Here is a 25,249-nt window from a genome sequence, read left to right as displayed (position 1 = left end):
GGTTCGGTCAGGAAGCGCGGTAGCGTTCCCAAGGCCGCACCGCCCTCAGTCGCAGCGCCGCCGCCCCGTACACCCCGACATGCCTGACTGGCCTGCCACATTCGGCAGTCCCGACGGGCCATGCCCCCGGCGCGGATGGTCCGGCTGCATGGGCAGCAGGCCCAGCCCGCCCAGCGTGCCGCCGTCGCCCAGCAATCCGGCGGCGTCGGCCCGGCAGCGCGCGCAGTGGCGCATCTGGGGCAGATGTCGCCCCGCAGCCGCACGCACCGCGTCCATCAGCTGCGGTCCCGGTGCGGCCAAGCCGCCCAGCGGCGTGCCCGCAACCGGAATCAGTCCGATGCAGTTCATCAGCGATGCCCCCAGCGCGGCGGCGCGCAGGGCCACCGCCTCCACATGGGCGTCATTGACGCCGGGCACCACCACGGTATTCACCTTTACCGCAATGCCCGCCCGCGCAAGGCGCGTCAGGGCTTCCTCCTGCCGGGACAGCAGGTACGCTGCGCCTTCCGCGCCGTGCAGCGCATGCCCATCATCACCGGTCACATGGGGGTACAAACGCGCACCCACCACCGGGTCCACGGCGTTCAAGGTCACGGTGACGTGCCCCACACCCAGTTCGGCCAACGCATTCACATGTTCCGGCAGGGCCAGCCCGTTGGTGGACAGGCACAGCAACAGTCCGGGATGCGCGCGGCGCACCAGGGCCAGGGTTTCCAGCGTGGGGCCGGGGTTGGCCAGCGGGTCGCCCGGACCGGCGATGCCCACAACCGAAAGGTGCGGCAGCGCCGCCACGGCCCGGTCCACCAGTTGCGCGGCCTCTGCCGGGTGCAGCACGCGGCTGGTCACGCCGGGGCGAGACTCGTTGACGCAGTCGTGCCGCCGGTCGCAGTAGCCGCAGCGGATATTGCAGGCCGCCGCCACCGGCAGGTGGATGCGCGCGTGCGTTGCGTGCGCCCCGGCGGTAAAGCACGGATGGCGCGAATCGCCCGCGTTCATCGCGGCTTCCGCCCGATGCCGATGCAATCCTGCGGGCACGAGCCAAGGCAGTCCCCGCAGTTGGTACAGTTGGTCTCTTCCGGGCGCGTGGCCATGTAGCAGACCTTGCGGCACTTGTCGCAGCCGTTGCAGGCGTCGGTCTTGTACACCGAGAACGGGGCGAACCGGCGCACCACTTCCAGCACCCCGCCCGCCGGGCAGGCGAAACGGCACCACGCGGCGGATATGGCCACCCCCAGCGACAGCAGGCCCACCACAGTCCAGGTGCGCACCAGCCACAGCGGCATGGCATGTTCAAAGGTAAGGGACACCGCGCCGAAGAATTCCCCGGTGCGGATGGGTACGTTGACGCGCGGCTGCCCCAGCACGAAGTAGGCCCACATGGCCAGCGCCAGCCCGCCGTACTTGCCGAGGGGCAGCAGGCGCGCGGCCAGGCTGCCGGGCTTCAGGCGCAGGGGGGCGAAGATCCCGAGCAGACGGTTCACCGTGCCGCCGGGGCAGGCCCACCCGCAGAAGGCGCGTCCGAACAGGGCCGCCAGTGCCAGCCACCCGGCCCACACGCCCCAGAACATGGTGAACAGCCGCCCGTGGCAGGCCACCACCGGACAGTTCTGACAGCTGACGTACGGCACCACAAAGGGGCAACGAAAGATGCCGTAGAACGACCACTGGCCAATGACGGCCAGCATGACCACCTGCATCGCCCGGTTCCACAGGCGCACGGTACGGGCGCGCGCGCTCATGCGGGGCTTCAGTTCCGTCAGATTGGCCGTGCCGCCCATGGCGTGCACGGCATTCGCACCCGCATCAGACATCCTTCACCCCCAGCTTTTCCACCAGTTCCTGCCCGCGCGGCGAAATGGCGGGGATGAACCCGGCCCGCTCGAAGTGCGCCTGTCCCTCGGGGGACGTCACCCATGTTACGTAGTCATCGGCCAAGGCGCGGTCGCGCGCTTCCTGCATGACGCCCACGGTGAAGGTAAGCGGCGGCGGGGGGAACAGCCCGGCGGGAATCTCCACGATGTCCAGCTTGCCCGCGAACTGGGGCAGGCGGGTGACCCGCAGTTCCACGATCATGGCGTCGGCCTTGCCGGTGGTTACCGCCTCCACCGAACGCTGCACGCAGGTGCCGGGGTTGGCCACGTTGGCCATCACCGCATCCTGGCAGCCAGCCTTCTTGAGCAGGCCCATGACCGCCGCGCCGCCGGGGGGCGACGCCTCCGGCGCCATGGCCACCCGCACGCCCTTGCGGGCCATGTCGTCCACGGAGCGCACGTTGCCCGGATTGCCCGTGGGCGTGACGATGACGTAGCTGGTGAAGCACAGCGGCTTGAAATAGATCATCCGCCCTTCCGCACGCAGCTTTTTGGCAAGATCCAGCACCCGCCCCGCGAAAACCTCTGTCGATCCGCTGCCCAGCAGCGACTTGCCCAGCGCCGCCGCAAACGCCCCGGTGTACACCACCGCCGCGCCGCTGCGCCGTTCGTAGTCCGCATGGGCGGGCTGCATGGCCTCGGCCAGCCCCCCGCACGACCATACCTGCAACCTGCCGCCGGGGAACGGCGCGGCCTGCGCGGCACCCGGCAAAGAGGCAGCGGCCAGCCCCGCCACCCCGGTCAGCGAGGCGCGCAGAAACCCGCGCCGCCCCTCGTCCTGCAACTGACGCATGAACACCTCCGCGTGTTATGAGTAGTGGCGCCACACTATACGCCGCGCGGAAGGCCCACAAAGCGAAATAGCTGATTAATTCTGCTCGATTCAATAGACAATAACTATGTAAGCAGTCGGGTGCATGATGCTTTCCGCGCCATTCCATCCCCGTCGGCATGCCGCATGCCAACATTCATGGTCACGAATCCCTGGTAATCCATGCGCAAGAACTGCCGCGCCTCTCGCGAATGCAGCGCCACTGCAACAGCTTTGCGCTGCAAGCCCGTTTTCATGCCTTGACTGCTGCGGCGAAAGGCGGTGTAGTCCTTCATGATCCCCCATGCTTCGCATGGGCGGGACCATTGGCCATCCTTCGCCCGCGCATGCCGGGCCCGTCCCTTTCCCCTCATCTGCAATCCGGAGGCATCATGAAGGCTTACAAGCAGTACATCGATGGTTCCCTGGTTTCCTCCAGCAGCACGGACGTCATAGAGGTCGAAAACCCGTTCACCGGCAAGACCGTGTCCACGGTGCCCAACGGCAACGAGGCAGATGCGGTGCGCGCGCTGGAAGCGGCCCGCGCCGCACAACCCGCCTGGGCGGCCCGCAGTGCCCCCGACCGCGCGGGATACCTGAAGAAGATGGCGGAGCTCATCCGCAAGCACCGCGTGGAACTGGCCCATATCCTGGTGGAGGAACAGGCCAAGGTGCTGCCGCTGGCGCAGGTGGAGATCGACGTCACCGCAGAATACTTCGACTACTACGCCGGATGGGGGCGCATCTACGAAGGCGAGATCATCCAGAGCGACCGCCCGCGCGAAAGCATCTTCCTGATGCGCAAGCCGGTGGGCGTGTCCGTGGGCATCTGCCCGTGGAACTTCCCGTTCTTCGTCATGGCCCGCAAGGTGGCCCCGGCCCTGCTCACCGGCAACGCGGTGGTCATCAAGCCAAGCTCCGTGGCCCCCAACACCATCATGGCCTTTGCGGAACTGCTGACCGGGCTGGACCTGCCCAACGGGGTTCTCAACATCATCACCGGCGCGGGCGGCACGCTGGGCGAGGCGCTGGTGCACAGCCCCATTCCGGGCATCATCTCGCTGACCGGCAGCGTGGAGGCGGGCCAGCGGGTCATTGCCGCTTCCGCCAAGAACATCACCAAGACCTCGCTCGAACTGGGCGGCAAGGCCCCGGCCATCGTCTGCGCCGACGCCGACCTGGAACTTGCCGCCAAGGCGGTGGTGGCTTCGCGCGTGATCTTCAGCGGGCAGGTGTGCAACTGCGCCGAGCGGCTGTACGTGGACGCGCGCATCGCCGACCAGTTCACCGACATGCTGACCAAGGCCTTCAAGGCCGTGACCTTCGGCGACCCCATGGCCGCCACCGCCCCGGACATGTCCAGCCAGGTCAGCGCGGAACAGCAGAAAAAGGTGGCGGACATGGTGCAGCGCGCCGTGGAAGACGGGGCGCACGTGATCACCGGCGGGCACATCCCGGATACGCCGTCCGGCCACTTCTACCAGCCCACCCTGCTGGGCGGCTGCCGCCAGGCCATGGAGATCGTGCAGCAGGAAATCTTTGGCCCGGTGCTGCCGGTGCTGACCTTCACGGACCTGGACGAGGCCATCGCCCTTGCCAACGACAGCGAATACGGCCTGACCTCGTCCATCTTCACCACCAACGTGAACAGCGCCATGTATGCCATGAACCGCCTGAAGTTCGGTGAAACGTACGTCAACCGCGAACACTTCGAGGCCATGCAGGGCTTCCACGCCGGGTGGCGCAAGTCCGGCATCGGCGGGGCCGACGGCAAGCACGGCCTGATGGAATACCTGCAAACCCACATCAGCTACGTGCAGTGGTAGGCGGGGCACGCGTGCCCTGCACCGCACCGGGCTTGTCCGGCTGAACGCCAGAACCCATTCTACTGAAAGCAAAAACCGGCTCCCCGCATGGGGAGCCGGTTCCTTTTTCATTTCGTCGTGACACGCCCTCAGGCAAACAGGCCACTTGCCTTTGGGTGGCGTTGGCACTGCGGAGATTTTTGTTCTCTGGCGAGGAAGAACGATTTTTTATGAAAGGAGTGTACTCTTCTCGTACTCGACTTGAATAAAAAATCGTTCTGACGACGCCAGAGGGCAAAAAGAACGCAGTGGCAATGCCACCCCCCTAATCGCCCATGGACTCCTTGGGCAGTATCCACACCATCAACATCTGCTGTTCCGCCTTGGTCAGGTCGATCTGCGACATGCGGCACAGGTCGTAGGCGTTGCGCAGAAAGGCCTTGCCCACCTCGCGCAGGTTCACGCCGTCCTGCTCGTTGAGGGGGTAGCCCCCGCGCGCTATGCCCACCAGCACGAAGTTCACGTGGCCCCGCGCGATGGGCAGGCCCGCCTCCACGCACCGGTCGCGCACGTTGCGCGAGGTGGTGGTCATGAAGAACCCGTTGGCATTGACCTCTTCCACTATGATGCCCAGCAGTTGCCGGAAGTGGTCGGGCCGCAGCAGGGGCATGTCGGTCAGGCGGTGCACCTTCAGGGCAAAATCGTACAGGTCGGGGTAGCGCGAACGGAAGTCGTCGTGGGCGTCGCGTTCCTCGGGCTGCTCATGGCGTTCCGGGTCGTACAGGTAGCCGGGCGGCACCGCCGAAAATTCCAGCCCCTTCAGGTCCAGCACGTCCAGCAGGTCGCGCAGGCGGCCATAGCCGAACCAGTCCGCGCCGGGGTCCACCTCGCGTTGCAGGGTCTGCGCCAGCGAGGCGACGCCCACCGGGGCGGGGGAATCGGCCACGGTGCGGCGCACCACCTCGGCCACGCGGGCCAGCCGTTCGCCGTTACCGCGCGGGGCATACGGGGGGGGCGCGGGGGCGGGCTCCACCGGGCGCTCGTCTTCAAGGGCCTGCTGCACGAACCAGTCTTCGCGGATGCGCCACGAAGCGGCGGCGGTGTACGCGGGCGAGGTGTAGCCCACGGAAAGCACCAGCGGGCGGCGGGCATGCTCCTGCAAGCGGATGAGCAACGGCGTGAAGTCCGCGTCGCCGGAAAGGATGATGAATTCGTCGAAGCGGGTGGAATGGTTCAGCGCGTCCATGCAGTCCATGACCAGATGGATGTCGGCGCTGGTCTTGCCCTGGTTGGTCAGCGGCGGGCAGTCCACCACCTGGAAGGCGGCGCGGATGAAGAACGGACGGAACTCGTGGAAGCACTGCGGGTTCATGTAACAGATGCGCTTCAGGATGCGACGGCGCACCCCGTCGCCGTACAACATGCGCAGGGCATGCCCTTCTATCCACTTCACCCAGCGCTGGGGGTTGGTGGCAAAGGCGCGGGCGATGTCTTCGTCCTGTTCACGCAGGCGCGAATAGATGTTGTCGAAATCCACATACAGCGCGGCATATACTTCATCGAAGCCGGTAAATCGGCCCATGTGCATCTCCTGTGGGGGAAAACGTACGGTCAATTCGTTGGGCATCTTACACCCATGCGCGGGATGCGGCAACGGAAACATGGCAGGCGCGGAGTAGGCGCTTACCATGGCGGACAGGGAAAAGTGCACAGCCTGACATTTCTTCACACGCGCCTGACCGGCGCCGCACGAAACACACCGGGGAGTGCCCCGCCTTTTCCAGTCATGACCAAATCATGCCGCAACGCGGACACGCAACGCCCCCGTGCGGGTGCGCACGAGGGCAATGGCATTGGCCAGAAGGCGGGTGCTGCCAAACCGGCGTTGCGGACCACCCCTGCCAGACCAGCCCCATCGATTCGGCACGGTCCTGACGGTACGCAGCCCGCCAGGCCTACGGGTTCTTTCGGGGCCTGCCGCGCTTGCGCGGGGCGTCCGCTGTGGTGGGGGAACTGGAGTCCGAGGCAACGCCAACTGGCTTGCCAGCCTTGCCAGTCTTGCCAGACTTGCCGGATTTGCCGGACTTGCCGCCCTTCTCCATCGCGCCTGCCCCGGGCTTGCGCCCCGGCTTGGCAGAGGTCGCCGTGGCCCCCGTGCCGTTCGCGCCATCCGTGTCGCCCGTGTCGTCCGTATCGTCTGGGCCGGTGCTGTCACCGTCCACGTCCTCCATCTCCCCAGCATCCTTCATATCAATACCGGGAATCTGGACGGGCGCGGGCGCGTCGGCCACGGGCACGCGCGGCATGGGCACGCCGGGGTGGCGGGTGGCGTGTTCCTGCACCAGAAAGGTGCCGGTCACCGAGTGGGGGTCGTCCATGATCTCTTCCGGGGTGCCCGCCGACACGATGCGCCCGCCGTTCTCGCCGCCGCCGGGGCCAAGGTCCACCACGTGGTCCGAGGCCAGGATGACGTCGGTGTTGTGCTCGATCACCGTCACCGTGGCGCCCCGGTCCACCAGTTGGTTCAGCACGGTGATCAGCTTGCCCACCTCGTGCATGTGCAGGCCGGTGGTGGGTTCGTCGAGGATGTACATGGTGCCGGGCAGGCTGCGCTTGCCCAGTTCGCGCGATATCTTGATGCGCTGGGCCTCGCCGCCGGACAGCGTGGTGGCGGGCTGGCCAAGGCGCAGGTATTCCAGCCCCACGTCCTCCAGCACGCCAAGGCGGCGTTCCAGCACCGGGTAGTTCTCGAAGAACTGGCGCGCCTGACGCACGGTAAGGTCCAGCACTTCCGCGATGTTCAGCCCCTTGTAGCGCACTTCCAGCGTCTCGTGGTTGTAACGGCGGCCCTTGCACACGTCGCAGGTCACGTAGACGTCGGGCAGAAAGTGCATTTCCACGCGGATCTGCCCGTCGCCGCCGCAGGCCTCGCAGCGGCCCCCGCGCACGTTGAAGCTGAACCGCCCCGGCTTGTAGCCGCGCTTGCGGGCATCCGGCGTCATGGCGAAGATACCGCGTATCTCGTCGAATATCTTGGTGTAGGTGGCCGGGTTGGAGCGCGGGGTGCGCCCGATGGGCGTCTGGTCGATGGACACGATGCGCTCGATGGTCTCCGCGCCCTCGATGCCCTCGATGCTGCCCGGCTGGTCCACCCGGATACCCTGCGCCAGCGCCAGGTGCTTGTACAGGGTATCCATGACCAGCGAGCTCTTGCCCGAACCGGAAACCCCGGTCACGCAGGTCAGCACGCCCAGCGGCACCCGGCAGTCGATGCCCTGCAGGTTGTTGGTGGTCACGCCGTGCAGGGTCATCCAGCCGCGCGGGGCGCGGCGCGCCCGGGGCCGGGCAATGGCCATGTCGCCCCGCAGGTATTGCGCGGTAAGGCTTTGCGACGAGGACAGCAGCGTATCCACCGGGCCGTTGAACACCACCTCGCCGCCCAGCGCGCCGGAACCGGGGCCAAGCTCGATGACGGTGTCCGCCTCGCGGATGGTGGCCTCGTCGTGCTCCACCACCAGCACGGTGTTGCCGCGCCGTTGCAGGCTGCGCAGGGTCTTGATGAGCCGCTCATTGTCGCGCGGGTGCAGGCCGATGGAGGGTTCGTCCAGCACGTAGGTGACCCCCACCAGCCCCGACCCCAGTTGCGAGGCCAGACGGATGCGCTGCGCCTCGCCGCCGGACAGGGTGGCCATGTTGCGGCCAAGGGCGATGTAGTCCAGCCCCACGTTGACCATGAATTCCAGCCGGTGGTGCAGTTCCTTCATCAGCGGCTCGGCTACCAGCGCGTGACGCCCCTCGAAGCGGCGTTCGCGCAGCCAGTCCAGCGCGCGGGCCACGGACATGGAACAGAATTCGTGGATGTTCAGGCTGTCCACCCGCACGGACAGCGATTCCGGACGCAGGCGCGCGCCGGAGCACACCGGGCAGGCCATGCTCTGGCGATAGCGCGACAGCAGTTCGCGCCAGGCATCGCCGTACTGCATGCCCTGTTCGAGAATGGACACCACGCCGGGCCAGCGGTCCGCCGTGACGGTGCCGCCGTTGACGGTGGCCGGAGCCACGGACAGCGCCGGGCCGTGGTCGTGCCCCACATGCCCATTCTCGCCGTTGCCTCCGTCCCCATTCTGGCCGTTGCCGCCCACCACCACGGACCCGCCCAGCCAGTTGCGGCGCAGGTTGCTGCCCGCGCCGCGCCCTGCCGGGCGGCCATCCTCGGTTTCGCCATGGAACAGCGCGTCCAGCGCATCCGCCGAATAGGCGGCCAGCGGCGTGGACAGGGTGAAGCCCCAGCGCTTGCCAAGGGCCGTCAGGGCGTCCTTGTGGCGTTCGAACAGCTTGGTGTTCTTCCACGGCAGCAGCGCGCCGGTGTTCAGCGACAGGCCCCGGTTGGGCGCCACCAGCGCGGGCTCGAAATATTCGACGCTGCCAAGGCCCAGACAACGCGGGCAGGCCCCCTGCGGACTGTTGAACGAAAAAAGCTGCGGGCTGGGCGCGGGCAGGCTGATGCGGCAGGCCGGGCACACCGATTCCGTGGAATGCACGATGTCGCGCCCGGCATTGGCGCTGGCCTTTCCTGCGCCGCCATCCTTGCCATCACCCCCGGCTGGCAGATGCACCACCAGCCGACCGTCGCCGTAGCGCAGGGCCAGTTCCACCGAATCGGCCAACCGCCCCCGGATGCCGTCCTTGATCACCAGCCGGTCCACCACAAGGTCGATGGTGTGCTTGCGGTTCTTGTCCAGCGCGGGCACCTCGTCGATGCCCATGATTGTCCCGTTCACCCGCACGCGCACGAAGCCTTCGGCCTTCAGCTTCTTGAACCGGTCGAGGTGGGTGCCCTTCTGGTGTTCCACCAGCGGGGCCAGCACGATGCACCGGGTGCCTTCGCCCAGGGCCAGGATGTCGGCGATGATCTCGTCCGCCGCGCGCGCCTCGATGGGCAGTCCGCACTGCGGGCAGTACATGCGCCCCAGCCGCGCCCAGAACACGCGCAGAAAGTCGTACACCTCGGTCACGGTGCCCACGGTGGAACGCGGGTTGCGCGTGGCCGTCTGCTGTTCCAAGGAAATGGCCGGGGAAAGCCCCTCGATCTTTTCCACCTCCGGCTTGTCCATCTGGGGCAGGAACTGGCGTGCGTAGGCCGACAGCGATTCCACGTAGCGGCGCTGGCCCTCTGCGTAGACGATGTCGAAGGCCAGGGTGGACTTGCCCGAACCGGAGGGGCCGCAGACCACCACCAGTTCGTCGCGGGGGATGTCGAGGGTGACGTTCTTGAGGTTGTGCTGGCGCGCTCCCTCGATATGGATGCAGGGCTTGCTCATGCGGTGGGTCTCGTGTGGGGCGGGCGGCAGAACCGCCAAGGCGTCGTGCGGGACGCGCGGGTTGGTGTGAGGGGGGTGTTTATTGCAACAGGGGGTAAGATACGACATCCGACGCACGGGGCAAGTACCCGGCGCAAGATGGTCCGGTTACCATCGCGTGGCCGAGGCCAGCCGGATGTCTGCTCGCTGCCCGCTGATACCCGCCCGATGCCATCAGGCGCCCGCGCCAAACGGCGTCCGGCGCGCCGTGCACCCGGTGTTGTCGGGTACGCGAACGCGCCGGAAAAAACCATGCCGCGCGGAACGTGGATGCGAGGTGTGCCGATGCGGATTGGCCGCGCCCGACACGCCCGACACGCCCGACACGCCGGACGTCCGCCCCATTCCGCCGCCACGCTACATGAAAATGGAGGCCAGCAGCACCGCCGTAAGCAGCGCGGGCAGCATGTTTGCCAGCGGAATGCGCTTCAGTTCCAGCAGGTTGATGCCGATGCCGATGACCATCAGCCCGCCCGTGGCGGTCAGTTCGTTCATCACTGCCGGACCCAGCAGCGGCTGGAGCACCCCGGCAAACACCGTCAGCCCGCCCTGATAGATGAACAGCGGCAGCGCGGAAAACAGCACGCCCACCCCGTAGGCAGAAGCCAGGGCGATGGCCGCAAAACAGTCGAGGATGGACTTGGTGAGCACGATGGTGCGGTCGCCGCGCAGGCCCTCGTCGAACGGCCCCAGAATGGCCATGGACCCGATGCAGAACAGCAGCGTGGCGGTGACGAAGCCGTCGGTAAAGCGCGGGTTGCCGGAACGCAGCTTTGCCTTCAGCGCCTCGCCCGCGCGGGCAAAGGCGTCTTCAAGCCGCAGCAGTTCGCCGATGATGGCCCCGCTGAGAATGCTGAAGATCATGATCAGCGGGTTGGCCGTCTTGAAGGCCATCTGCATGCCGATGACCATGGTGCACAGCCCCAGCCCCTGAAACACGATGGCCCGCACGCGGTCGGGCAGGCGCGCCCCCAGCAGCATGCCCAGCGCGCCGCCGCCGACAACGGCGGCCATGTTGATGAGTGAACCGACGGGAAGAGTCACGATATGCTCCGTTTGTTGGAGCACCGTGATACCGGAAACGACAGGGACTTGGAAGCAGCTTTACCTGCCATTTTGCAGCAGACGCCTTACCGCGTGCAGGTGCATGCCGCAGTAGAGGTGCAGGCCCGGATTCTGCGCATGCCGCCCTTCTCCATCAGCCAGACGGCATCTTGTCGGACGGCATCCGGGCAGACGCCGTGCGGCCGCATGTCACCCGCTCGGCGGCGCATGGCAATTGCCCACGCAGAGCCGACATGCCGCCGCCCAAGGCGTGACCCCGCTCACGGAAATTTCCCACGGTTCTGGCACCCTGCAAATGGACACGGCCCCGTGGCCCGCGTATCATGGCTGCGCCGTCGCAGGCTGGCGGCGGCATCGAAAGAAGGAAGGAGTTCACCATGCATCGCATTCTGCGCGTTACCGCCCTTCTGGCGGCACTGACGGTGACGGCAATGGCCGCAGCAACGGCCCATGCCGCCGGGGGACAGGTCACCGCGCTGGACATGTTCCGGATGCTGCCCGCCACCATCTTCGAGAATACCGCCGAAGGGCTGAACGAAGAAGAAAAGCAGCAGCTTGCCGACGAAGGCGAAACCGATTTCTGGGCGGTCATCGAAAACACCCCGGAACATTTCGAGGTGGGTGCCCTGCCCGCGCTGGACACGCGCGTTTCGGTGCGGGTATTCCGCGCCGATAACGGCGACACCCTGGCCGCCATGGGCGTGAAGAACGGCGAGGCCTGCGCGCTGGAACTGTGGCGCCGCAAGCCCGACGGCAGGCTGGCCCCCGCCGCCACGCCAGAAGACCCCGACATCGTCGACTTCTTTGCCCCCGGCTACAGGCTGCCCCCGGGCACAAGCCCGTCCGTCATGCTCTGCCTTGGCGAGGACGGCCTGGAAGCCCGCGCCCTGCTGTGGACATCCACCGGCCTTGCGCAGGTGACGTTCGACCACAAGGTGCTGTACCGCTGGAACGGCAGCACCTTTTCCAAGGTGATCCTGCCCGCTGGCGGACAGTAGGGAAGCGGCGCGGGACGAGAAATTTGCGGGGTTGCGCAGGGGGCCTGAGAGATTGAGCCTGCCACCGCGTGCGACAGAGAATCGACCCGCGCGAACCACCGCCCGCAGCCATCTTCCGGCCCATGGCACAACTCTGCCCTTGACCGGACCACGTCCGCTGTGCCATAGCCCTTTCCCTACACCTGCCGGGATGGTGGAATTGGTAGACGCAGCGGACTCAAAATCCGCCGGTGGCAACACCTTGCGAGTTCGAGTCTCGCTCCCGGTACCAGAATGAAAACAGCGGCTTGCGCCTGCATCTTGGGATGCGTGCGCGGGCCGCTGTACGTTTTTGGCATCCCTGCTGCCCCGCTCCTGCCCCACTTTTCAAGAAAAACGGGGCCTGATCATCCAGCACCGGCAGCGCTGGAAGCGCACCGATCCGCAGCCCGACCTACCGGTTCTCCGCTTCCTTGCGGATGGCGGAAATAAGCGCGGCGGCATTGGTCACGTCGGTGACCTGCCAATAGCCCTCCTGCCGCCGGGTCAGGGCCAGGTCCACGGGGTAGGAGCGGTCGCTGCCGTGGTCGAACAGGGTGACGGATGCGGTGGCCTTGTCGCCGTCACGGGTCACGGACTTCACGCTGCGCAGTTCCTTGCGGCCCACCGAGGCATCGGAAAACAGGGGCGAGAACAGACCGCCGTCGGTGGCCTTGCGTTCCTTCTTGACCGGCTTGCCGGAGAAGTTGCCGGACGACACGCCCCACACCACGAACTTGCGGGTTTCCTCGGCCACCAGCATCTTCACGGTCTGGGCGGTCTGCGACTGCGCGCCCGACTGCACCGCGCTGGACAGCATGGCCAGCAGAGGCAGCGTTTCGCCGCCGCCGGAAACGGCCTTGGGCGGGCGGGCCACCAGGTCGGACATGAAGGCGTCCACCCCGCGCAGGGCAATGCGGCCCACGTCCATGTACCTTTCCAGCAGCGCGGCGTCGTTGGTGTCGATGGCGGTCTGCACCTGGCGCAGGGCGGCTTCCGGGGTTTCCTCGGCGGCGGCCAGGCAGGGGGCGGGAACGGAGACGGCAGCGGCCAGCAAGGCGGCTGCCAGCAGCAGGCCAGGCAAAATCGAGCCGTGGGAAATCAGGCGGGGCGAAACGAAACGGCGAAAATATCCGGACATGTGGGCTTCCTGTTCTGGGGTTGGGGCCGCACAGGCGGCACATGCGGCTTCTACTCCAGCGGCGGGTTGTGGTCCAGTGTTCGTGTTTTGAACGTGCGGCATTAAACCTCTACATAGGTTTACAAGTATAAAATAAGCTAATAGCAAATACCCACCTGCGAATGGCCCAAGGAGAGATACCCCTATGGCGTACAGAAGAAAAAAGAACTCGGACACCTGGCACTACTGTTCCAACTGTTCCAACTGGCCCACCACCGACTATGTGGAGCAGCAATCAAAGCCCACTACCGGGGAATTCTGCAACGAGTGTCGCGGCAAACAAAACGCGAATAACTGCAAGAAGTAACAATACAAACCGGCCATTCGCAGGCCGCTCCCCCTACCCCGCACAGGCGGCAGGCACCTTTCCCTTCACGGCCAGCGGCAAACCGCTGACGGCAAGGATCACGCCGGTACACACCGTTGCCAAAAGCTGGTTGGCCTCGCCGGACAGATCGCGGAAGCGGCGGCCCAGCGAGCTTTCCGGCACCACGCCCCAGCCCACCTCGTTGGTCACCACGGCCACGGGTACGGGTGCCGTGCGCAGCAGCGCCGCCAAATCTTCCACCCCCCGCAGGATGGCCGCATCGTCATGGTCGGCCAGCATGCGGTTGGTCAGCCACAGGGTGATGCAGTCCAGCAGGATACCTTGCGGGCGGGACGGCAGGGCGGACTGCGGGCCGGATTGTTGGCCGGATTGTTGGGCGAATTGCGGGGCGGACAGGCTCTGCCCCTGCCCCGTGCACTCGCGCAGGGCCGCACAGACGTCCAGTGGCTCCTCCACCGTGCGCCAGCCCGCGCCTCGCGCGGCCTGATGGCGGCGCACCCGCTCGGCCATTTCCGCATCGCGGGCGGCCCCGGTGGCGATGTACACCCGCTCCGGTCCCAGCGCTTCCACCCAGCGCTGGGCAAGGCCGCTCTTGCCGCTACGGCATCCGCCGGTGAACAGGATGGTGCGGGCGGGGACGGTGCCGGGGATATGGGCTTCGGACAACGGTTCGGGCATAACGGGTCCACGGTTGGGGTGACGAAAGTGACGGGAACAGGAGCAGGCTGCGCTCCACACCGACAACGCGTCGGGTGGCCGGACACGATACGAAAGTCGAACCCAGAAACCGGACCCGGAAACCGGCTCGGACACGCGGGCAGCCCGGCTGCATCCTCGCCAGACCGCGTCTGCCGTCCTGACAGGCATCTGCCGCCCGGCCTTGCTGTAGCACGCTACGGCCCTGCCTATCCAGCGCGCCCCGCTTGCCCGCCGGGCCGGGGCTGACATATGGTCTGCGCGGCGCGCGGAGTGGTCCCAAGCCCCTGCCCCGCACCCAGCGCCAGTACGCACGTTTTCATCCGCGCGCCCCACACCAACCCGCACCTCAACGCTCACCACCAATGCCCGGATACCGCACCCACATCATCGGCGGCACCCTGCTGGCCGCCGGAGCCCTGCTCGCCGCGCAGACCCTGCGCGTGTATTCCCCCGGCCTGCCAACCCAGGCGGCCCTGCTGGCCGTGTCCACCGCCTTTGCCCTGGCCCCGGACGTGGACACCCACTCGCGCGGGCGCACCTGGTTCTACGGGCTGCTGGTGGTGGCCGACGTGGCGCTCATCGCCACCCGGCGCTACCAGTGGGCCGCCCTGCTGGGGCTGCTGGCCATGCTGCCCGCCATCGACGGGCACCGGGGGTGGACGCACACCTGGTGGGCCATGTTGCTGGTGCCCCTGCCCCTTTTGCTGGCCCCGGTGCTGCTGTACGGCTGGGCGTGGCAGGCGACGGCGCCATGGTATGCGGCTGCCGTGCTGGGATATTTCTCGCACCTCTTGCTGGACCGTCAGTTCTGACGCCCCTCCCCCAGTCCTTCTTCCACCACATATTCCCACGCAAGAACGCCGCGAAGGGTTGCCCCCTCGCGGCGTCGTCATTGCATGATTGTCTTTCCGAGCCTACTGGCGCGCCGCCTGCGCGGCCTTGTCGAACCGTGCCGCTGTGTCCGACAACACGGTTGCGGCCATGCGCACGGCGTCCATCTTTTCCGGCTTGCCATTGGCCCGGCGGTATACCCACCCGGCCGTGTAGACCAGAGTGTCATCGTCCAGCCTGCGGGCGTCGGGGTTGCGGCGTACAGCCTCGGCCAGGGTTTCACGGGCGCGTTCGCGGGCCATGATGGCCTGCTGGTACGCCTTGCCGGAAAGCTCCATGATCCGCCGGGCCTGCTCGGCCAGATGCGCGGAATTGCCCTCGCGCGCGGTGTCATAGCCGAACACGGCGTCCTGATACTTGGCGTTGGCTTCCAGCGCGGTCTGCTGCGCGGTAAGCCATGCGTTGACCCGCACCACCGCGTCGGACATGCCCGCAATCTCGCGCAGGGCGCCGGACAGGCCGCGCAGCCGCGTGGCATACAGGCTGTACATTTCCGCCACCTCGGCGGGGGTCAGGGACCGTTCCCTGCCCTTGTCCGTGACCTTGGCGTTGGCGGCTGCCGCGGCCATGGCCTCCATGAACCGGTCGGCGTACAGGCGTTGCAGGGCTTCGAGCATGGCCGGGGTGAAGGCATAGTCCAGCACGCTGGCGCGCCCGGCGGAAATGTCGTCGCCGGACCAGGACAGCCCGGTCATGTTCACGCCGTAGCGCATGTTGGTCGACTTCAGGCTGGGTGCGACCCAGCCGGAGGTGCGCGCCTCCATGTGGGTGCCTTTGGGGTAATAGTTTTCCACCAGCCAGTTGGCCATGTCCTCCGCAAAGGCGAAGCGGACCACAGCGTCGTCCTGGGCAAAGGCCCCGTCCGGGCTGGTGGCATTGACGCCCGGTGCGGCGGCGGTGGCGTTGGCCTGCCCGGCGGCATCGGCTGCGGCGTCGCCGTCCATGGGCACCATGGAGGGCAGCGTGCCGTTGGTGGCGTTGGGGCCAAGGATGGCCGCCTCGGTGCCGGTCATGTTGGCCTGCCGGTCGGGCACGGCATCGCTCAGGACCAGGTCGCGCAGTTGCCACAGGGCCCCCCCCGCCACCAGCAGGGCCAGCACGAACACCCATACCAGCTTGCTGCGGTTGCGCCTGGGGGGGCGGGGCATGTCGAGCAGGCTGCCGTCCTGCCGAATGGGGCGGTCAGGGCGATCAGGGCGGTCAGGCCCGGAGGTGTCGCGGCGGGGGGTCTGTTCGGGAGTCTGATCGGGCATATCGGGGGCCATCCGTGGCATCCTCCTGCGGGCGCTGGCCTTGCGGCGCGGGTCCCATTGGTCTGCATGATTCGGGGTGGTCGGGCGTGGCCGGAGTGGCCGGACAAAATCGGGTGAGCGCGTCCGGCACGGCATGCCCGATCCGTTTCCGTCGGGCATGTCTCCGCCTTGTGTACCATCCCGAAGCCCCCCTGTGAAGCCGCCCCGTGGTTACGGAAACATTACGCGACACTGCGCGCGGTTCCGTGACCGTCCGCGCGTTTCGTCGACACACGGCCATCGCCGCTTGCCATCCCCCCCGCCATCGTTCACAACACCGGTACGACAACAACGGGAGGATGCCATGCCGCTGGCCGGATACGGCTTCGTGCTGCTTGCCGCCGGGTTGTGGGCGCTTATCGGCCCGCTGGCCCGCTACTGCCTTGCCGAAGGGGTTACACCGCTGGAAATCGCCTTCTGGCGCGCCGCGTTCGGAACGCTGTTCTTCGGCCTGCACGCCGTCCGGCACGGGCTGTGGCGCGCCCCGGCGCGCGATGCGGCCACCTTTGCGGCCTTCGGGCTGGTGGGGGTGGCGCTGTTCTTCGGCTCGTACCAGTTGGCCGTGCGCGAAGGCGGCGCGGCGCTGGCCTCCATCCTGCTGTACACCGCCCCGGCGTGGGTGGCGCTGCTTTCGCGGCTGTGCTTCGGCGAACCGCTGACCCGCGCCAAGCTGGCGGCCCTTGGGCTGGCCATGGTCGGGGCCTTTCTGATCTGCCGGTCGGGCGGCGGGTTGCAGGGGGGCACCAGCGTAGCGGGCATCGGCTTCGGCCTGCTGGCGGGCTTTACCTATTCGCTGCACTACGTGTTCAGTCGCCATTTCCTGCACCGCCATTCGCCGGTCACCCTGTACCTGTTCTGCCTGCCCGTGGGAGCGCTGGCCCTGCTGCCCTTCGTCACCTTCGCACCCAAGGGGCCGCTGGCCTGGGCGCTGCTGGTGCTGGGCATGGGGCTGGTGACCACCTACGGCGCGTACATGGCCTACTGCGAGGGCATGCGCCGCCTTTCCCCCACCCGCGTGGCCGTGGTGGCCAACTTCGAGCCGGTGCTGGCAGCCCTGCTGGCCTACTGGCTGTGGGACGAACTGTTCCCGCCCTCGGGCTGGATCGGCGCCGGGCTGGTCATCGCGGCGGTGTTCTGCGTGGTGCTGGACGGCGCGCGCGGTGGTGACAACCGCGACGGGGGCGTATCCCGCGCCGCCGGTATTGCCGAGGCTCCGGAAATGAAGGAGGCCGGTGAAGATACCGGCCTCGCGCGCGGGCACATGCCCGTGGAATGATCAAGAATCGTCCTGCTGCCGTCCTGTGCGTGCGCTTCGGGGCGTATCGGTCCGGAGCGTACCGCCCTGAAAGCGCGCACCGCAAACGCGCTCCCTTGCAACGGAACCGTTACAAGGTCTTGGCCAGAATGCGCAGATACAGGTCACCCTGCCACGGGCCGATGCGCTTGCCCAGCCCCTTGAGCCGGATGGGCCGCCCCACCACGTAGTCCGGAGGCAGGGTCACCTCCACGGTGCGCACCTCGCCGGACAGCCCCTGCGTTACCTGCAAACGCAGCCGCGCCCCCGGCACGATGCTGAGCGCTGGCAGGTGCACCGTCTGCTCGTCGTCGATCTGGCGGCGCAGCCAGCCCTTCACCGCCCCGCCGATGCCGTGGGTAAGGTCCAGCGTCAGGGCCTTGCCGCCCCATTCCAGGCTGAGCTTGCGCTTCTTGGGCGGGCGCGCTGCCAGCCCCCCGCCGCCGTCACGGCGGATCTGGCTGTAGATGTCCTCGAACACCCGCCGGGCGAACGGATCGCGCAGGATGTCCTGCAACACCTCGTCCTGTCGGCCCTGATAGGTGGCCTCGGCCTTGCGGCGTGCGCGATCGGCCCCGCTTGCGCCGCGTGTTGCGGATGATCCGCCAGCCGGTCCTCCAGATGTACCCGCAGACATGCCAGCAGATGTGCCCGAGGTAGCCCCCGCAGCGGAAGTGCCCGCTGACGCACCAGACGCGGACGCCCCGTTACCGCCTCCCGTCCCGCCAGACCCCATATCGCCGAAGCGTTGCCGGGCCTGTTCGTAGGCGCGGGTGGCCTCCCGCTCGGCGGATTCGCGTTCCGCAGCGCCGCCAGCCGCGCCAGTCGGGCCCATCCCGTTGCCGTTGCCGCCCGGCCCGGCGGCGTCCAGCGTGCGCGAAAGCAGCACGTACGCCTCGTTCAGGCGCTGGAAACGGCGAGCCGCGTCGGGCCTGCCGGGGTTCAGGTCCGGATGCAGCTCGAACGCCAGCCTGCGGTACGCCTTCTTGACCTCGTCAAGCGACGCGCCGTTGCCGACTTGCAGTATCCGGTAGCATTCCCTCAGCGTCACGCAACCTCCAGGCCCCCACGGTCCTTGCACACAGCCTTTCGGCAGTCGGGGCGAAAAACCTTACCGTCGCCGTGCCACTTGCGACCGGTCGACCGGTTTGCAGCTACTTGCCGTCGGCCTTGCCCCTGTTCCTGTCCCTGTCCCTGTCCAGCACCAGGGCGTTGGCCTCGCACGTACAGTCGGAGGCCAGCAGTCCCCGCGCGGCCAGATAGGCCCGCCCGGCGGCGGCGAATTCCGCGTGGCGCACGTCGGGCCGGATGCCGGGACAGTATTCCTTGGCCATGCCCAGGCTGTCCGCATCCACCAGGTTGCCGCGAAAGAACGGCCAGGCCCGGCAGATGTCCGGCTTGCCCTCGTGCACGGTGCAACCGCGTCCGGCGGCAAAGAACACGCAGTTGCCGTCCGCCCCGGTGCGCACCTTCAGCTTGCCGTTGCGACGTTCGCCGTAGGTAGCCTCGAAGGCTTCGGGCGTCATGCCCAGAAAGGCGCAGATGCGCGAAAGATCGGCGGGGCTGACCACGATGCCGCCCTCGCCCTGGCAGCACTGGCCGCACATGCGGCAGTCGAAGGCGTCATCCCATGGCTTGGAAGACTCGACAGGTGTGGAAGACGGGCCCGAGGCAGAGGGCGCGCCCGATTTGGTGGTCATGGAGGGCATGGTGGTCATGGAGAACGTGGGATCGTTGCCGCTCACAACAGCCCCCCGGCCATCAGCCTGCGATGCTCCACCATCAGGCACAGATCCTCCACCACGGCCACGCCGCGTTCGAAGAGCATCCGCCCCGCTTCCGGACTGGTGATGCCCGACTGCATCCAGAACAGGCGCGGCAGGCGCGGCAGGGCCAGCACCTCCACGGCGTGGGCCGGACAATGCTCCGGCGCGCGGAACACGTTGACGATGTCCACGTCCACCGGCACGTCGGCGATGGTGGGATAGGCCTGCATGCCCCACACGGTGCGGCGCACCGGATGCACCGGGCGCACGTCGTATCCGGCCTCGATCAGATAGCGGCCCACCATGTCCACGGGCTGCCCGGGCTTGTCCTTGGCGCCGATGACGGCAATGGTGCGCGATTCGCGCAATATGGTGCGTAGCGTGGCGTCGAGCAGCATCCTGTACCCCTGAAACCGCATGAACGGACAAAGTCGTGGGCGCACGCCCCGTAATCTGGCGCGGCCCTTGCCTCTTTTACGGTCGCGCCGCCGTTGTCGGCCGCGAGCAACAATCCGGAAACATCCTCTCTACCCGGCCTTGCCGCCAAGCGCAATCGCCGCGCCGGGCCATTGCATTTGCGTGGCGCCGGGTGCGCAACCGCCCGCCGGTAACGCCCCCCGGCACTGCGCCAGTCGGCCTGCCACGCCTGCCATCATGGAGTATTCCCAGCCCAGCCCCACCCGGTTGCGTCCAGCCCGGCCCCGTTCCCCCCTCCACGGCGTCCTGCCGCACCCTGCTTCGTCCTGTTGCACCCGGCTGCGTCCTGTTGCACCCGGCTTCGCCTTGGCCTACCCTGTGCCCATCGCCGGAACCGCAGCCGCAAAGGAGCCTTTCTCACCATGTCCCACGCCCACGCTTCACACGCCCCTGCTCCCCGCCCGTTCACCGCCGCCGAACGCCTGCCCGCCGAAGAAGCCCGGCTGCGCCAGTCCCGCGCGCTGGACATCCTTGCAGCGCAGGCCCCCGACGCGGGCGGGCTGATGGCCTTCTCGCGCGTGGCCATCTATTACCTGACCGGCACGGCGGGCAACGGCGTGCTGTGGCTGCCCCGCGACGGCGAACCGGTGCTGCTGGTGCGCAAGGGCGAGGAACGCGCCCGGCTGGAAAGCCCGCTGGCCAACATCGTGTCCTTCCGTTCCTACGGCGACCTGACCGGCCTGTGCGCCAATGCGGGCAGCCCGCTGGCTCCGGTGGTGGCGGCGGAAATGTCCGGCCTGCCGTGGTCGCTGGCCGCCATGCTGCAACAGCGCCTGACCGGGGTTTCCTTCCTGCCGGGGGACACGGTGCTCACCCGTGCCCGCGCCCGCAAGACCGAATGGGAACTGGTCAAGCTGCGCCTGGCTGGCGCCCGCCACCACGAATGCCTGCATGACGTGCTGCCCGGCCTGCTGCGCCCCGGCATGAGCGAACGCGAGATTTCGCACCTGTCGTGGCAGGTCTTCTTCAGCCGGGGGCATGGCGGGCTGATGCGCATGGGCGCGCCGGGCGAGGAATGCTTTCTGGGACACATAGCCGCCGGGGACAACGGCAACTACCCCAGCCATTTCAACGGCCCGCTGGGCCTGAAGGGCGAGCACCCGGCCATCCCGTTCATGGGGTACGCGGGGTCGGTCTGGCGGCGCGGCACCCCGCTGGCGCTGGACATCGGCTTCTGCCTTGAAGGCTACCACACCGACAAGACCCAACTGTACTGGGCGGGCAACGCCGCATCCATCCCCGACGCGGTGCGCCGCGCCCACGACCTGTGCATAGAGGTGCAGGCCCGAGCGGCGGAACGGCTGCGCCCCGGCGAAATCCCTTCGGACATCTGGCGTTCCACGCTGGAAATCGTGGAGCGCGCGGGCCTGTCCGAAGGGTTCATGGGGCTGGGCTCCAACAAGGTCACCTTTCTGGGCCATGGCATAGGCCTGACCATCGATGAATACCCGGTCATCGCCCACCGTTTCGACGAGCCGCTGGAAGAAGGCATGACCATCGCCCTGGAACCCAAGATGGGCATTGCCGGAGTGGGCATGGTGGGGGTGGAGAACACCTTCGAGGTTACCTCGCAAGGAGGTCGCGCCCTGACCGGCGCCGCCTACGACATGGTCTGCGTGTAGCGCCGTCTGCCGCACTTCCACTCATAACGCGCCAGAATCACACAACCCGCCCGTCTGCGCACAGTACGCAGACGGGCGGGTTCTTTTTTCCCTTGACCACAACTAGACGACTGGTCTATTAGTGACCCCATGAAACGCGACGCACGCCGAGCCATCCTGGACGCCGGGGCCGAACTGGTCCACCGCAAGGGATTCAACAACACCGGCATCAAGGAAATCCTCGACCTGGCCGGTGTGCCCAAGGGTTCGTTCTATTTCTACTTCCCCAGCAAGGAAGAGTTCGGGCTGGCGCTCATCGACCATTACCGCGAAGTGCGCACCCCGGCCCTTGCCCAGGTGCTGCGCAATGCGAACGTGCCCCCGCTGGACCGGCTGCGCAGGTTCTTCGAACTGGCCCGCCAGCGCTACCAGGAATGGGACTATGAGCGCGGCTGCCCCTTCGGCAATCTGGCCCAGGAAATGTGCGACCTGTCACCGGCCATGTGCGGCAAGCTGCGCGAGGTGCTCGACGGCCTGTCGCGGGCCATGGGCGACATCCTGAACGAGGCCGCCGCACGGGGCGAACTGGCCCCCGGCCTGGAACCCTACGAGACCGCCGCCTTCGTCATGGACGCCTGGGAAGGGGCCATCCTGCGCATGAAGGCTGAGAAGAACGTCCACCCCCTGCTGCGGCTGGAACACATGGTCTTTACCCGTATCCTGAACTCGTCCCGACCCGCCCCCCGAACTGGTCCGCACGACGTGTAGCCGCGCCAGCCTCGCGCACGCGCGCCGCAGCATCCGCCTTTCTTCAAGGGAACATCCGGCCATCTATGTAGACGACCGGTCTACTACAAAACACGTCGAACCAAAGGAGCCTCCCATGTATCTGGTGAACACCGTGGAACGTGACAAGGCCGAAGGCATCGTGGCCGACACCTACGCCCTGGTTCCCGCGCAGATCGACATTCCCATGCCCATGCGCCTGCTGAGCGTCAGCCCCGGCCTGATGGAACGCCAGGCCAACATGATTCGCTATTTCCGCCATCACGACCGGCTTTCTCCCCCGCTGCTGGCGTCCATCCGCTACGTGGCCTCGGAAAAGTTCGCCTACGCGCCCTGCGCCGTGTTCAACCACGACCTGCTGCGCATGCAGGGCATGACCGAGGACGACATCGCCAGCCTGTCCTGCAAGCCCGCAGAAACCCCGCTGGACGAAACCGAAAGCGCCCTGCTGGCCTTCGTGACCAAGGCTGTCAACGAGCCGACAACGGTCACCCGCGCCGACATCGAGACGCTGGTGGAACAGGGGTGGCGCGAATCGGATGTGGTTGACGCCGTGCAGGCGGCCTCGAACATGCTGGGCATGTCGCTGATGTACCGCACCTTCGTTCGGGAATAGCCCGCTCGGCAGGATAACCTGCGCGATCGCAACACCCATGCGCCCCACCTCTCGGGGGGCGCAAAAAAGCGCCGTCCGGGGCATCCCCGGACGGCGCATCGCATTCAGACTCAAGACCCGGCCTGGCCCGGCCATTCGGCCAGTTCAGTCCATCGGCCCAGTCCATCGGCCCAATCCATCGGCTCAGTCCACCCACTCCTGCTTCGGCTTGCCGAATGCCTCCAGCAGGGCCTGTTCCATCTGACCGGTGGTGAACAGGTCGCGCAACACCACCGGTGAGGCGGACAACAGTCCCTTGGGAAACAGCGCCACCACGGGAATGCTGCTGCTGCCCAGCGCGCGCAACAGGGCCTGGGCCTCGGGCGACTCCGTCGTCAGGTCCACGCGCACCAGCCGGGCGCCATGGCGGCGCGCCCATTCGGACACCGCCGCGCTGGACAGGGTGGTCTGTTCCAGCAGCTTGCAGTTGGGGCACCAGTCGGCGGTAAAGTCCACGATGAGCGGCTCGCGCCCCAGCATGGTCCGGAAGGTGGCGGGATCGAAGGGCTCCCAGCGGGCAGGCGGGGCCGAAGGGGCAAAGGACAGCCACACCGCCACCGCCACCAGGGCCGCAGCCGTCAACCGCACCATCGTCCGACGGCGCGGCGAGGCATCAAGCCCGCCCCAACGCCCCCAGATCCACGCGGCAAAGGCGACCGCCAGCAGGGTCACCAGCGCGGGCATCAGCCAGGCATCGGGCAGGATGGTCAGCAGGTACACCGAGGTGCCCATCAGGAAAAAGCCCACCAGTTGTTCCAACGTGCCGGTCCACGCGCCGGGCCGGGGAAAATGGCGCACCAGCCCCGGTCGGGCCGCCAGCACCAGGTACGGCAGGGCCATGCCCACGCCCACCGAGGTGAACACGAAGGCCATGATCTCCGGCGGCTGCTGAAAGGCCCAGCCCAGCACGCCGCCCAGCAGCGGACCGCTGCACGGAGTGGCCAGCAGCGTGGCCACCAGCCCAGTGAAGAACGGCTGCGCCCGGCTTGAGCCGCCAGCACCCACGGCCTTCAGGTCCAGCACGGGCAGGGTGAACAGCCCGAACATGCTCAGCCCAAGGGCGAACACCACCAGCAAGAGGCCTAGCACAACACCGGGCCGCTGGAACAGTTGTCCCCAGGCCAGCCCCGCGCCGCCCAAAATGAAAGCCAGCAGCAGAAACCAGGCCATGATCCCCGCCGCGAACAGCAGATTGTGCTCGCGGAAGTGCGCCCGGCGCACATCGTCGCCCCCCAGGCCCGCCACGGCCACGAAGCCGCTCAGCTTCAGGCTGATCACCGGCAGCACGCAGGGCATCAGGTTCAGCAGCAGGCCAGCCAGCAGCCCCAGCAGCAACGCCTTGCCCAGACCGGAAACCTCCAGTTCGGGCACCTGATAGCGCGGCGCGAAATTCCAGTGGATGGCGCCGGGTTGGGCACCAGCCACCGCACTTTCCGTGGCGTTGGCGGCTGCCTGTGCGTCCGGCATGCCCGGCAGAGGCACGGAGCGCCCCCCCTTGCCGAAGGGAATGGTCACCCTGTCGCCCTGCTCCTGACCGGCCTGTGCGCCCACTGCGGCTGGCGCGCCCTGCGCCGGGGAAGCAGGAAAAGAGACGCCGCCCTCTCCCTCACCCGTGCGGGCGGCTGCCGACTGCACACCGGGACGCGCAGCGCGCAGTTGTTCCGCCCATGGTTGCCCGTCGGCACGAGGCAATGCCCCCAACGCGGCAGCCTCCACACGCAGGGGCACCTTGCCGCGATACGGCAGGCAGTTGCGATCGGAACACAGCAGCAACGAGACGGAGGCCATAAGGTCACGGTCCAGGTGATCCTGCGGCAGGCGCACGAACACGGGCGCTCGTCCCTCGTACACCCGCACCCGTTGGCCGGGGGACAAGGGGTCCATGATCTCGCGGCCCGGCAGGTACAGGATGTCGGGCGTACCGCCGGAAGGCGTTGGCCGGGCAGGGGCCTGGGGCAAGGCTGCGCGCAGGCTGACCACCGTGGGCAATCCCACGCCGCTTCCCTTACCGCCGCTGCCGTCCATGTCGTTGGCATAGGCATGATACCCGGCGGGCAGTTCCAGCCAGACCACCACCAGTGCGCCGTCCTCGCGCCCGCGAGCCTCCCTGAAGACCTCGGTGGTCACCTCGGGGCGAGGCCCAAGAGCGGTTGAACCACCCTCCGGAGCGGACAGATCGGCCGCATGCAGGGAAAAGGCCGCGCAAAGCAGCCAGACAAGCACCGCCGCAGACACCCGAATGCCAGAAAATGCGTGCTTTAACATTTTGATTTTATGTTCTTTTTTCATAATTTAGAAAAATATTGAAAGCCTCGAAAAAATCCGCTTGACTTCGGAGCGGGTTCTCTTTAG

General features: G+C 67.3%; 22 protein-coding genes and 1 tRNA gene. 9 read left to right on the top strand and 14 right to left on the bottom strand.

The annotated features are described in order from the left end of the window. Window positions 1–45: 45 nt before the first annotated feature. The 4 genes from DESTE_RS16260 to DESTE_RS16245 all read right to left on the bottom strand — a co-directional run bounded on the left by DESTE_RS16260 (window position 46) and on the right by DESTE_RS16245 (window position 2,978). Window positions 46–996, bottom strand: coding sequence for a radical SAM protein (locus DESTE_RS16260; RefSeq protein ID WP_035068899.1), 951 nt, complete (start codon window positions 994–996; stop codon window positions 46–48). Then, window positions 993–1,811: a 4Fe-4S binding protein gene (locus DESTE_RS16255; protein WP_051384521.1), complete on the bottom strand. Its 819-nt coding sequence runs from the start codon at window positions 1,809–1,811 to the stop codon at window positions 993–995. Before DESTE_RS16255 ends, DESTE_RS16260 begins: the two co-directional genes overlap by 4 nt. Further along, window positions 1,804–2,664, bottom strand: coding sequence for a substrate-binding domain-containing protein (locus tag DESTE_RS16250; protein WP_035068896.1), 861 nt, complete (start codon window positions 2,662–2,664; stop codon window positions 1,804–1,806). Before DESTE_RS16250 ends, DESTE_RS16255 begins: the two co-directional genes overlap by 8 nt. Window positions 2,665–2,768: 104 nt before the next feature. Continuing rightward, complete coding sequence (locus DESTE_RS16245; protein WP_035068894.1) at window positions 2,769–2,978, bottom strand: hypothetical protein; 210 nt, start codon at window positions 2,976–2,978, stop codon at window positions 2,769–2,771. Window positions 2,979–3,074: 96 nt separating this feature from the next. On the opposite strand from DESTE_RS16245, the gene aldA reads away from it, so the two are divergent. Continuing rightward, complete coding sequence (aldA, locus tag DESTE_RS16240; protein ID WP_035068892.1) at window positions 3,075–4,508, top strand: aldehyde dehydrogenase; 1,434 nt, start codon at window positions 3,075–3,077, stop codon at window positions 4,506–4,508. A gap of 304 nt (window positions 4,509–4,812) precedes the next feature. On the opposite strand, the gene DESTE_RS16235 is transcribed toward aldA, so the two are convergent. The 3 genes from DESTE_RS16235 to DESTE_RS16225 all read right to left on the bottom strand — a co-directional run bounded on the left by DESTE_RS16235 (window position 4,813) and on the right by DESTE_RS16225 (window position 10,891). Continuing rightward, on the bottom strand, window positions 4,813–6,069 hold the full coding sequence (locus DESTE_RS16235) for an NYN domain-containing protein (protein ID WP_035068889.1): 1,257 nt from the start codon (window positions 6,067–6,069) through the stop codon (window positions 4,813–4,815). Window positions 6,070–6,442: 373 nt separating this feature from the next. Beyond that, window positions 6,443–9,808, bottom strand: a complete 3,366-nt coding sequence (gene uvrA, locus DESTE_RS16230) for an excinuclease ABC subunit UvrA (protein ID WP_035068887.1) — start codon at window positions 9,806–9,808, stop codon at window positions 6,443–6,445. A gap of 396 nt (window positions 9,809–10,204) precedes the next feature. Further along, window positions 10,205–10,891, bottom strand: coding sequence for a DUF554 domain-containing protein (locus DESTE_RS16225; RefSeq protein ID WP_035068884.1), 687 nt, complete (start codon window positions 10,889–10,891; stop codon window positions 10,205–10,207). A 398-nt stretch (window positions 10,892–11,289) separates the two neighbouring features. Here DESTE_RS16225 and DESTE_RS16220 point away from each other — a divergent pair, with 398 nt between their 5' ends. Both DESTE_RS16220 and DESTE_RS16215 read left to right on the top strand, forming a co-directional pair. Continuing rightward, complete coding sequence (locus tag DESTE_RS16220) at window positions 11,290–11,910, top strand: hypothetical protein (RefSeq protein ID WP_035068882.1); 621 nt, start codon at window positions 11,290–11,292, stop codon at window positions 11,908–11,910. A gap of 184 nt (window positions 11,911–12,094) precedes the next feature. Next, window positions 12,095–12,181: transfer RNA gene (locus DESTE_RS16215), tRNA-Leu, on the top strand. A 162-nt stretch (window positions 12,182–12,343) separates the two neighbouring features. Here DESTE_RS16215 and DESTE_RS16210 read toward each other — a convergent pair. Continuing rightward, entirely contained in the window at window positions 12,344–13,069 is a 726-nt protein-coding gene (locus tag DESTE_RS16210) for a hypothetical protein (protein WP_051384520.1), read from the bottom strand. Window positions 13,070–13,253: 184 nt separating this feature from the next. Between DESTE_RS16210 and DESTE_RS18135 the strand changes: the two genes are divergently transcribed. Continuing rightward, window positions 13,254–13,415 (top strand): hypothetical protein, encoded by a 162-nt coding sequence (locus DESTE_RS18135; protein WP_156925398.1) that lies wholly within the window; start codon window positions 13,254–13,256, stop codon window positions 13,413–13,415. A 33-nt stretch (window positions 13,416–13,448) separates the two neighbouring features. On the opposite strand, the gene DESTE_RS16205 is transcribed toward DESTE_RS18135, so the two are convergent. Next, complete coding sequence (locus tag DESTE_RS16205; protein WP_051384519.1) at window positions 13,449–14,114, bottom strand: bifunctional adenosylcobinamide kinase/adenosylcobinamide-phosphate guanylyltransferase; 666 nt, start codon at window positions 14,112–14,114, stop codon at window positions 13,449–13,451. A gap of 383 nt (window positions 14,115–14,497) precedes the next feature. Here DESTE_RS16205 and DESTE_RS16200 point away from each other — a divergent pair, with 383 nt between their 5' ends. Continuing rightward, window positions 14,498–14,947: a metal-dependent hydrolase gene (locus DESTE_RS16200; RefSeq protein ID WP_035068879.1), complete on the top strand. Its 450-nt coding sequence runs from the start codon at window positions 14,498–14,500 to the stop codon at window positions 14,945–14,947. A gap of 102 nt (window positions 14,948–15,049) precedes the next feature. Here the strand turns inward: DESTE_RS16200 and DESTE_RS16195 are convergent, their stop codons facing one another. Then, entirely contained in the window at window positions 15,050–16,279 is a 1,230-nt protein-coding gene (locus DESTE_RS16195) for a hypothetical protein (protein WP_245590881.1), read from the bottom strand. 343 nt (window positions 16,280–16,622) lie between these two features. On the opposite strand from DESTE_RS16195, the gene DESTE_RS16190 reads away from it, so the two are divergent. After that, on the top strand, window positions 16,623–17,594 hold the full coding sequence (locus DESTE_RS16190; RefSeq protein WP_035068874.1) for a DMT family transporter: 972 nt from the start codon (window positions 16,623–16,625) through the stop codon (window positions 17,592–17,594). Window positions 17,595–17,703: 109 nt separating this feature from the next. Here the strand turns inward: DESTE_RS16190 and DESTE_RS16185 are convergent, their stop codons facing one another. The 3 genes from DESTE_RS16185 to DESTE_RS16175 form a co-directional block, all read right to left on the bottom strand. Continuing rightward, on the bottom strand, window positions 17,704–18,663 hold the full coding sequence (locus DESTE_RS16185; protein ID WP_035068871.1) for a J domain-containing protein: 960 nt from the start codon (window positions 18,661–18,663) through the stop codon (window positions 17,704–17,706). 103 nt (window positions 18,664–18,766) lie between these two features. After that, entirely contained in the window at window positions 18,767–19,219 is a 453-nt protein-coding gene (locus DESTE_RS16180; protein ID WP_198015396.1) for a YkgJ family cysteine cluster protein, read from the bottom strand. 134 nt (window positions 19,220–19,353) lie between these two features. Beyond that, on the bottom strand, window positions 19,354–19,776 hold the full coding sequence (locus tag DESTE_RS16175) for a CoA-binding protein (RefSeq protein WP_035068869.1): 423 nt from the start codon (window positions 19,774–19,776) through the stop codon (window positions 19,354–19,356). A gap of 441 nt (window positions 19,777–20,217) precedes the next feature. On the opposite strand from DESTE_RS16175, the gene DESTE_RS16170 reads away from it, so the two are divergent. From DESTE_RS16170 to DESTE_RS16160, 3 genes are all read left to right on the top strand, one after another. Continuing rightward, a complete protein-coding gene (locus DESTE_RS16170) occupies window positions 20,218–21,477 on the top strand; it encodes a M24 family metallopeptidase (RefSeq protein ID WP_051384518.1) in 1,260 nt (419 codons plus the stop codon). Window positions 21,478–21,606: 129 nt separating this feature from the next. Next, entirely contained in the window at window positions 21,607–22,224 is a 618-nt protein-coding gene (locus DESTE_RS16165) for a TetR/AcrR family transcriptional regulator (RefSeq protein WP_035068866.1), read from the top strand. Between the two features lie 115 nt (window positions 22,225–22,339). Next, a complete protein-coding gene (locus tag DESTE_RS16160) occupies window positions 22,340–22,858 on the top strand; it encodes a carboxymuconolactone decarboxylase family protein (RefSeq protein ID WP_035068863.1) in 519 nt (172 codons plus the stop codon). 183 nt (window positions 22,859–23,041) lie between these two features. Here DESTE_RS16160 and DESTE_RS16155 read toward each other — a convergent pair whose 3' ends face one another. Continuing rightward, window positions 23,042–25,024 carry a protein-disulfide reductase DsbD family protein gene (locus DESTE_RS16155; RefSeq protein ID WP_245590880.1) on the bottom strand — a complete coding sequence of 661 codons (1,983 nt, stop codon included), beginning with the start codon at window positions 25,022–25,024 and terminating at the stop codon, window positions 23,042–23,044. Between the last annotated feature and the right edge of the window lie 225 nt (window positions 25,025–25,249).

The sequence above is a fragment of the Nitratidesulfovibrio termitidis HI1 genome (assembly GCF_000504305.1).
GTDB classification, from domain to species: domain Bacteria; phylum Desulfobacterota; class Desulfovibrionia; order Desulfovibrionales; family Desulfovibrionaceae; genus Cupidesulfovibrio; species Cupidesulfovibrio termitidis.
Note: the sequence above shows the minus strand (reverse complement) of the source record. Positions and strands in the feature narration are given on the sequence as shown.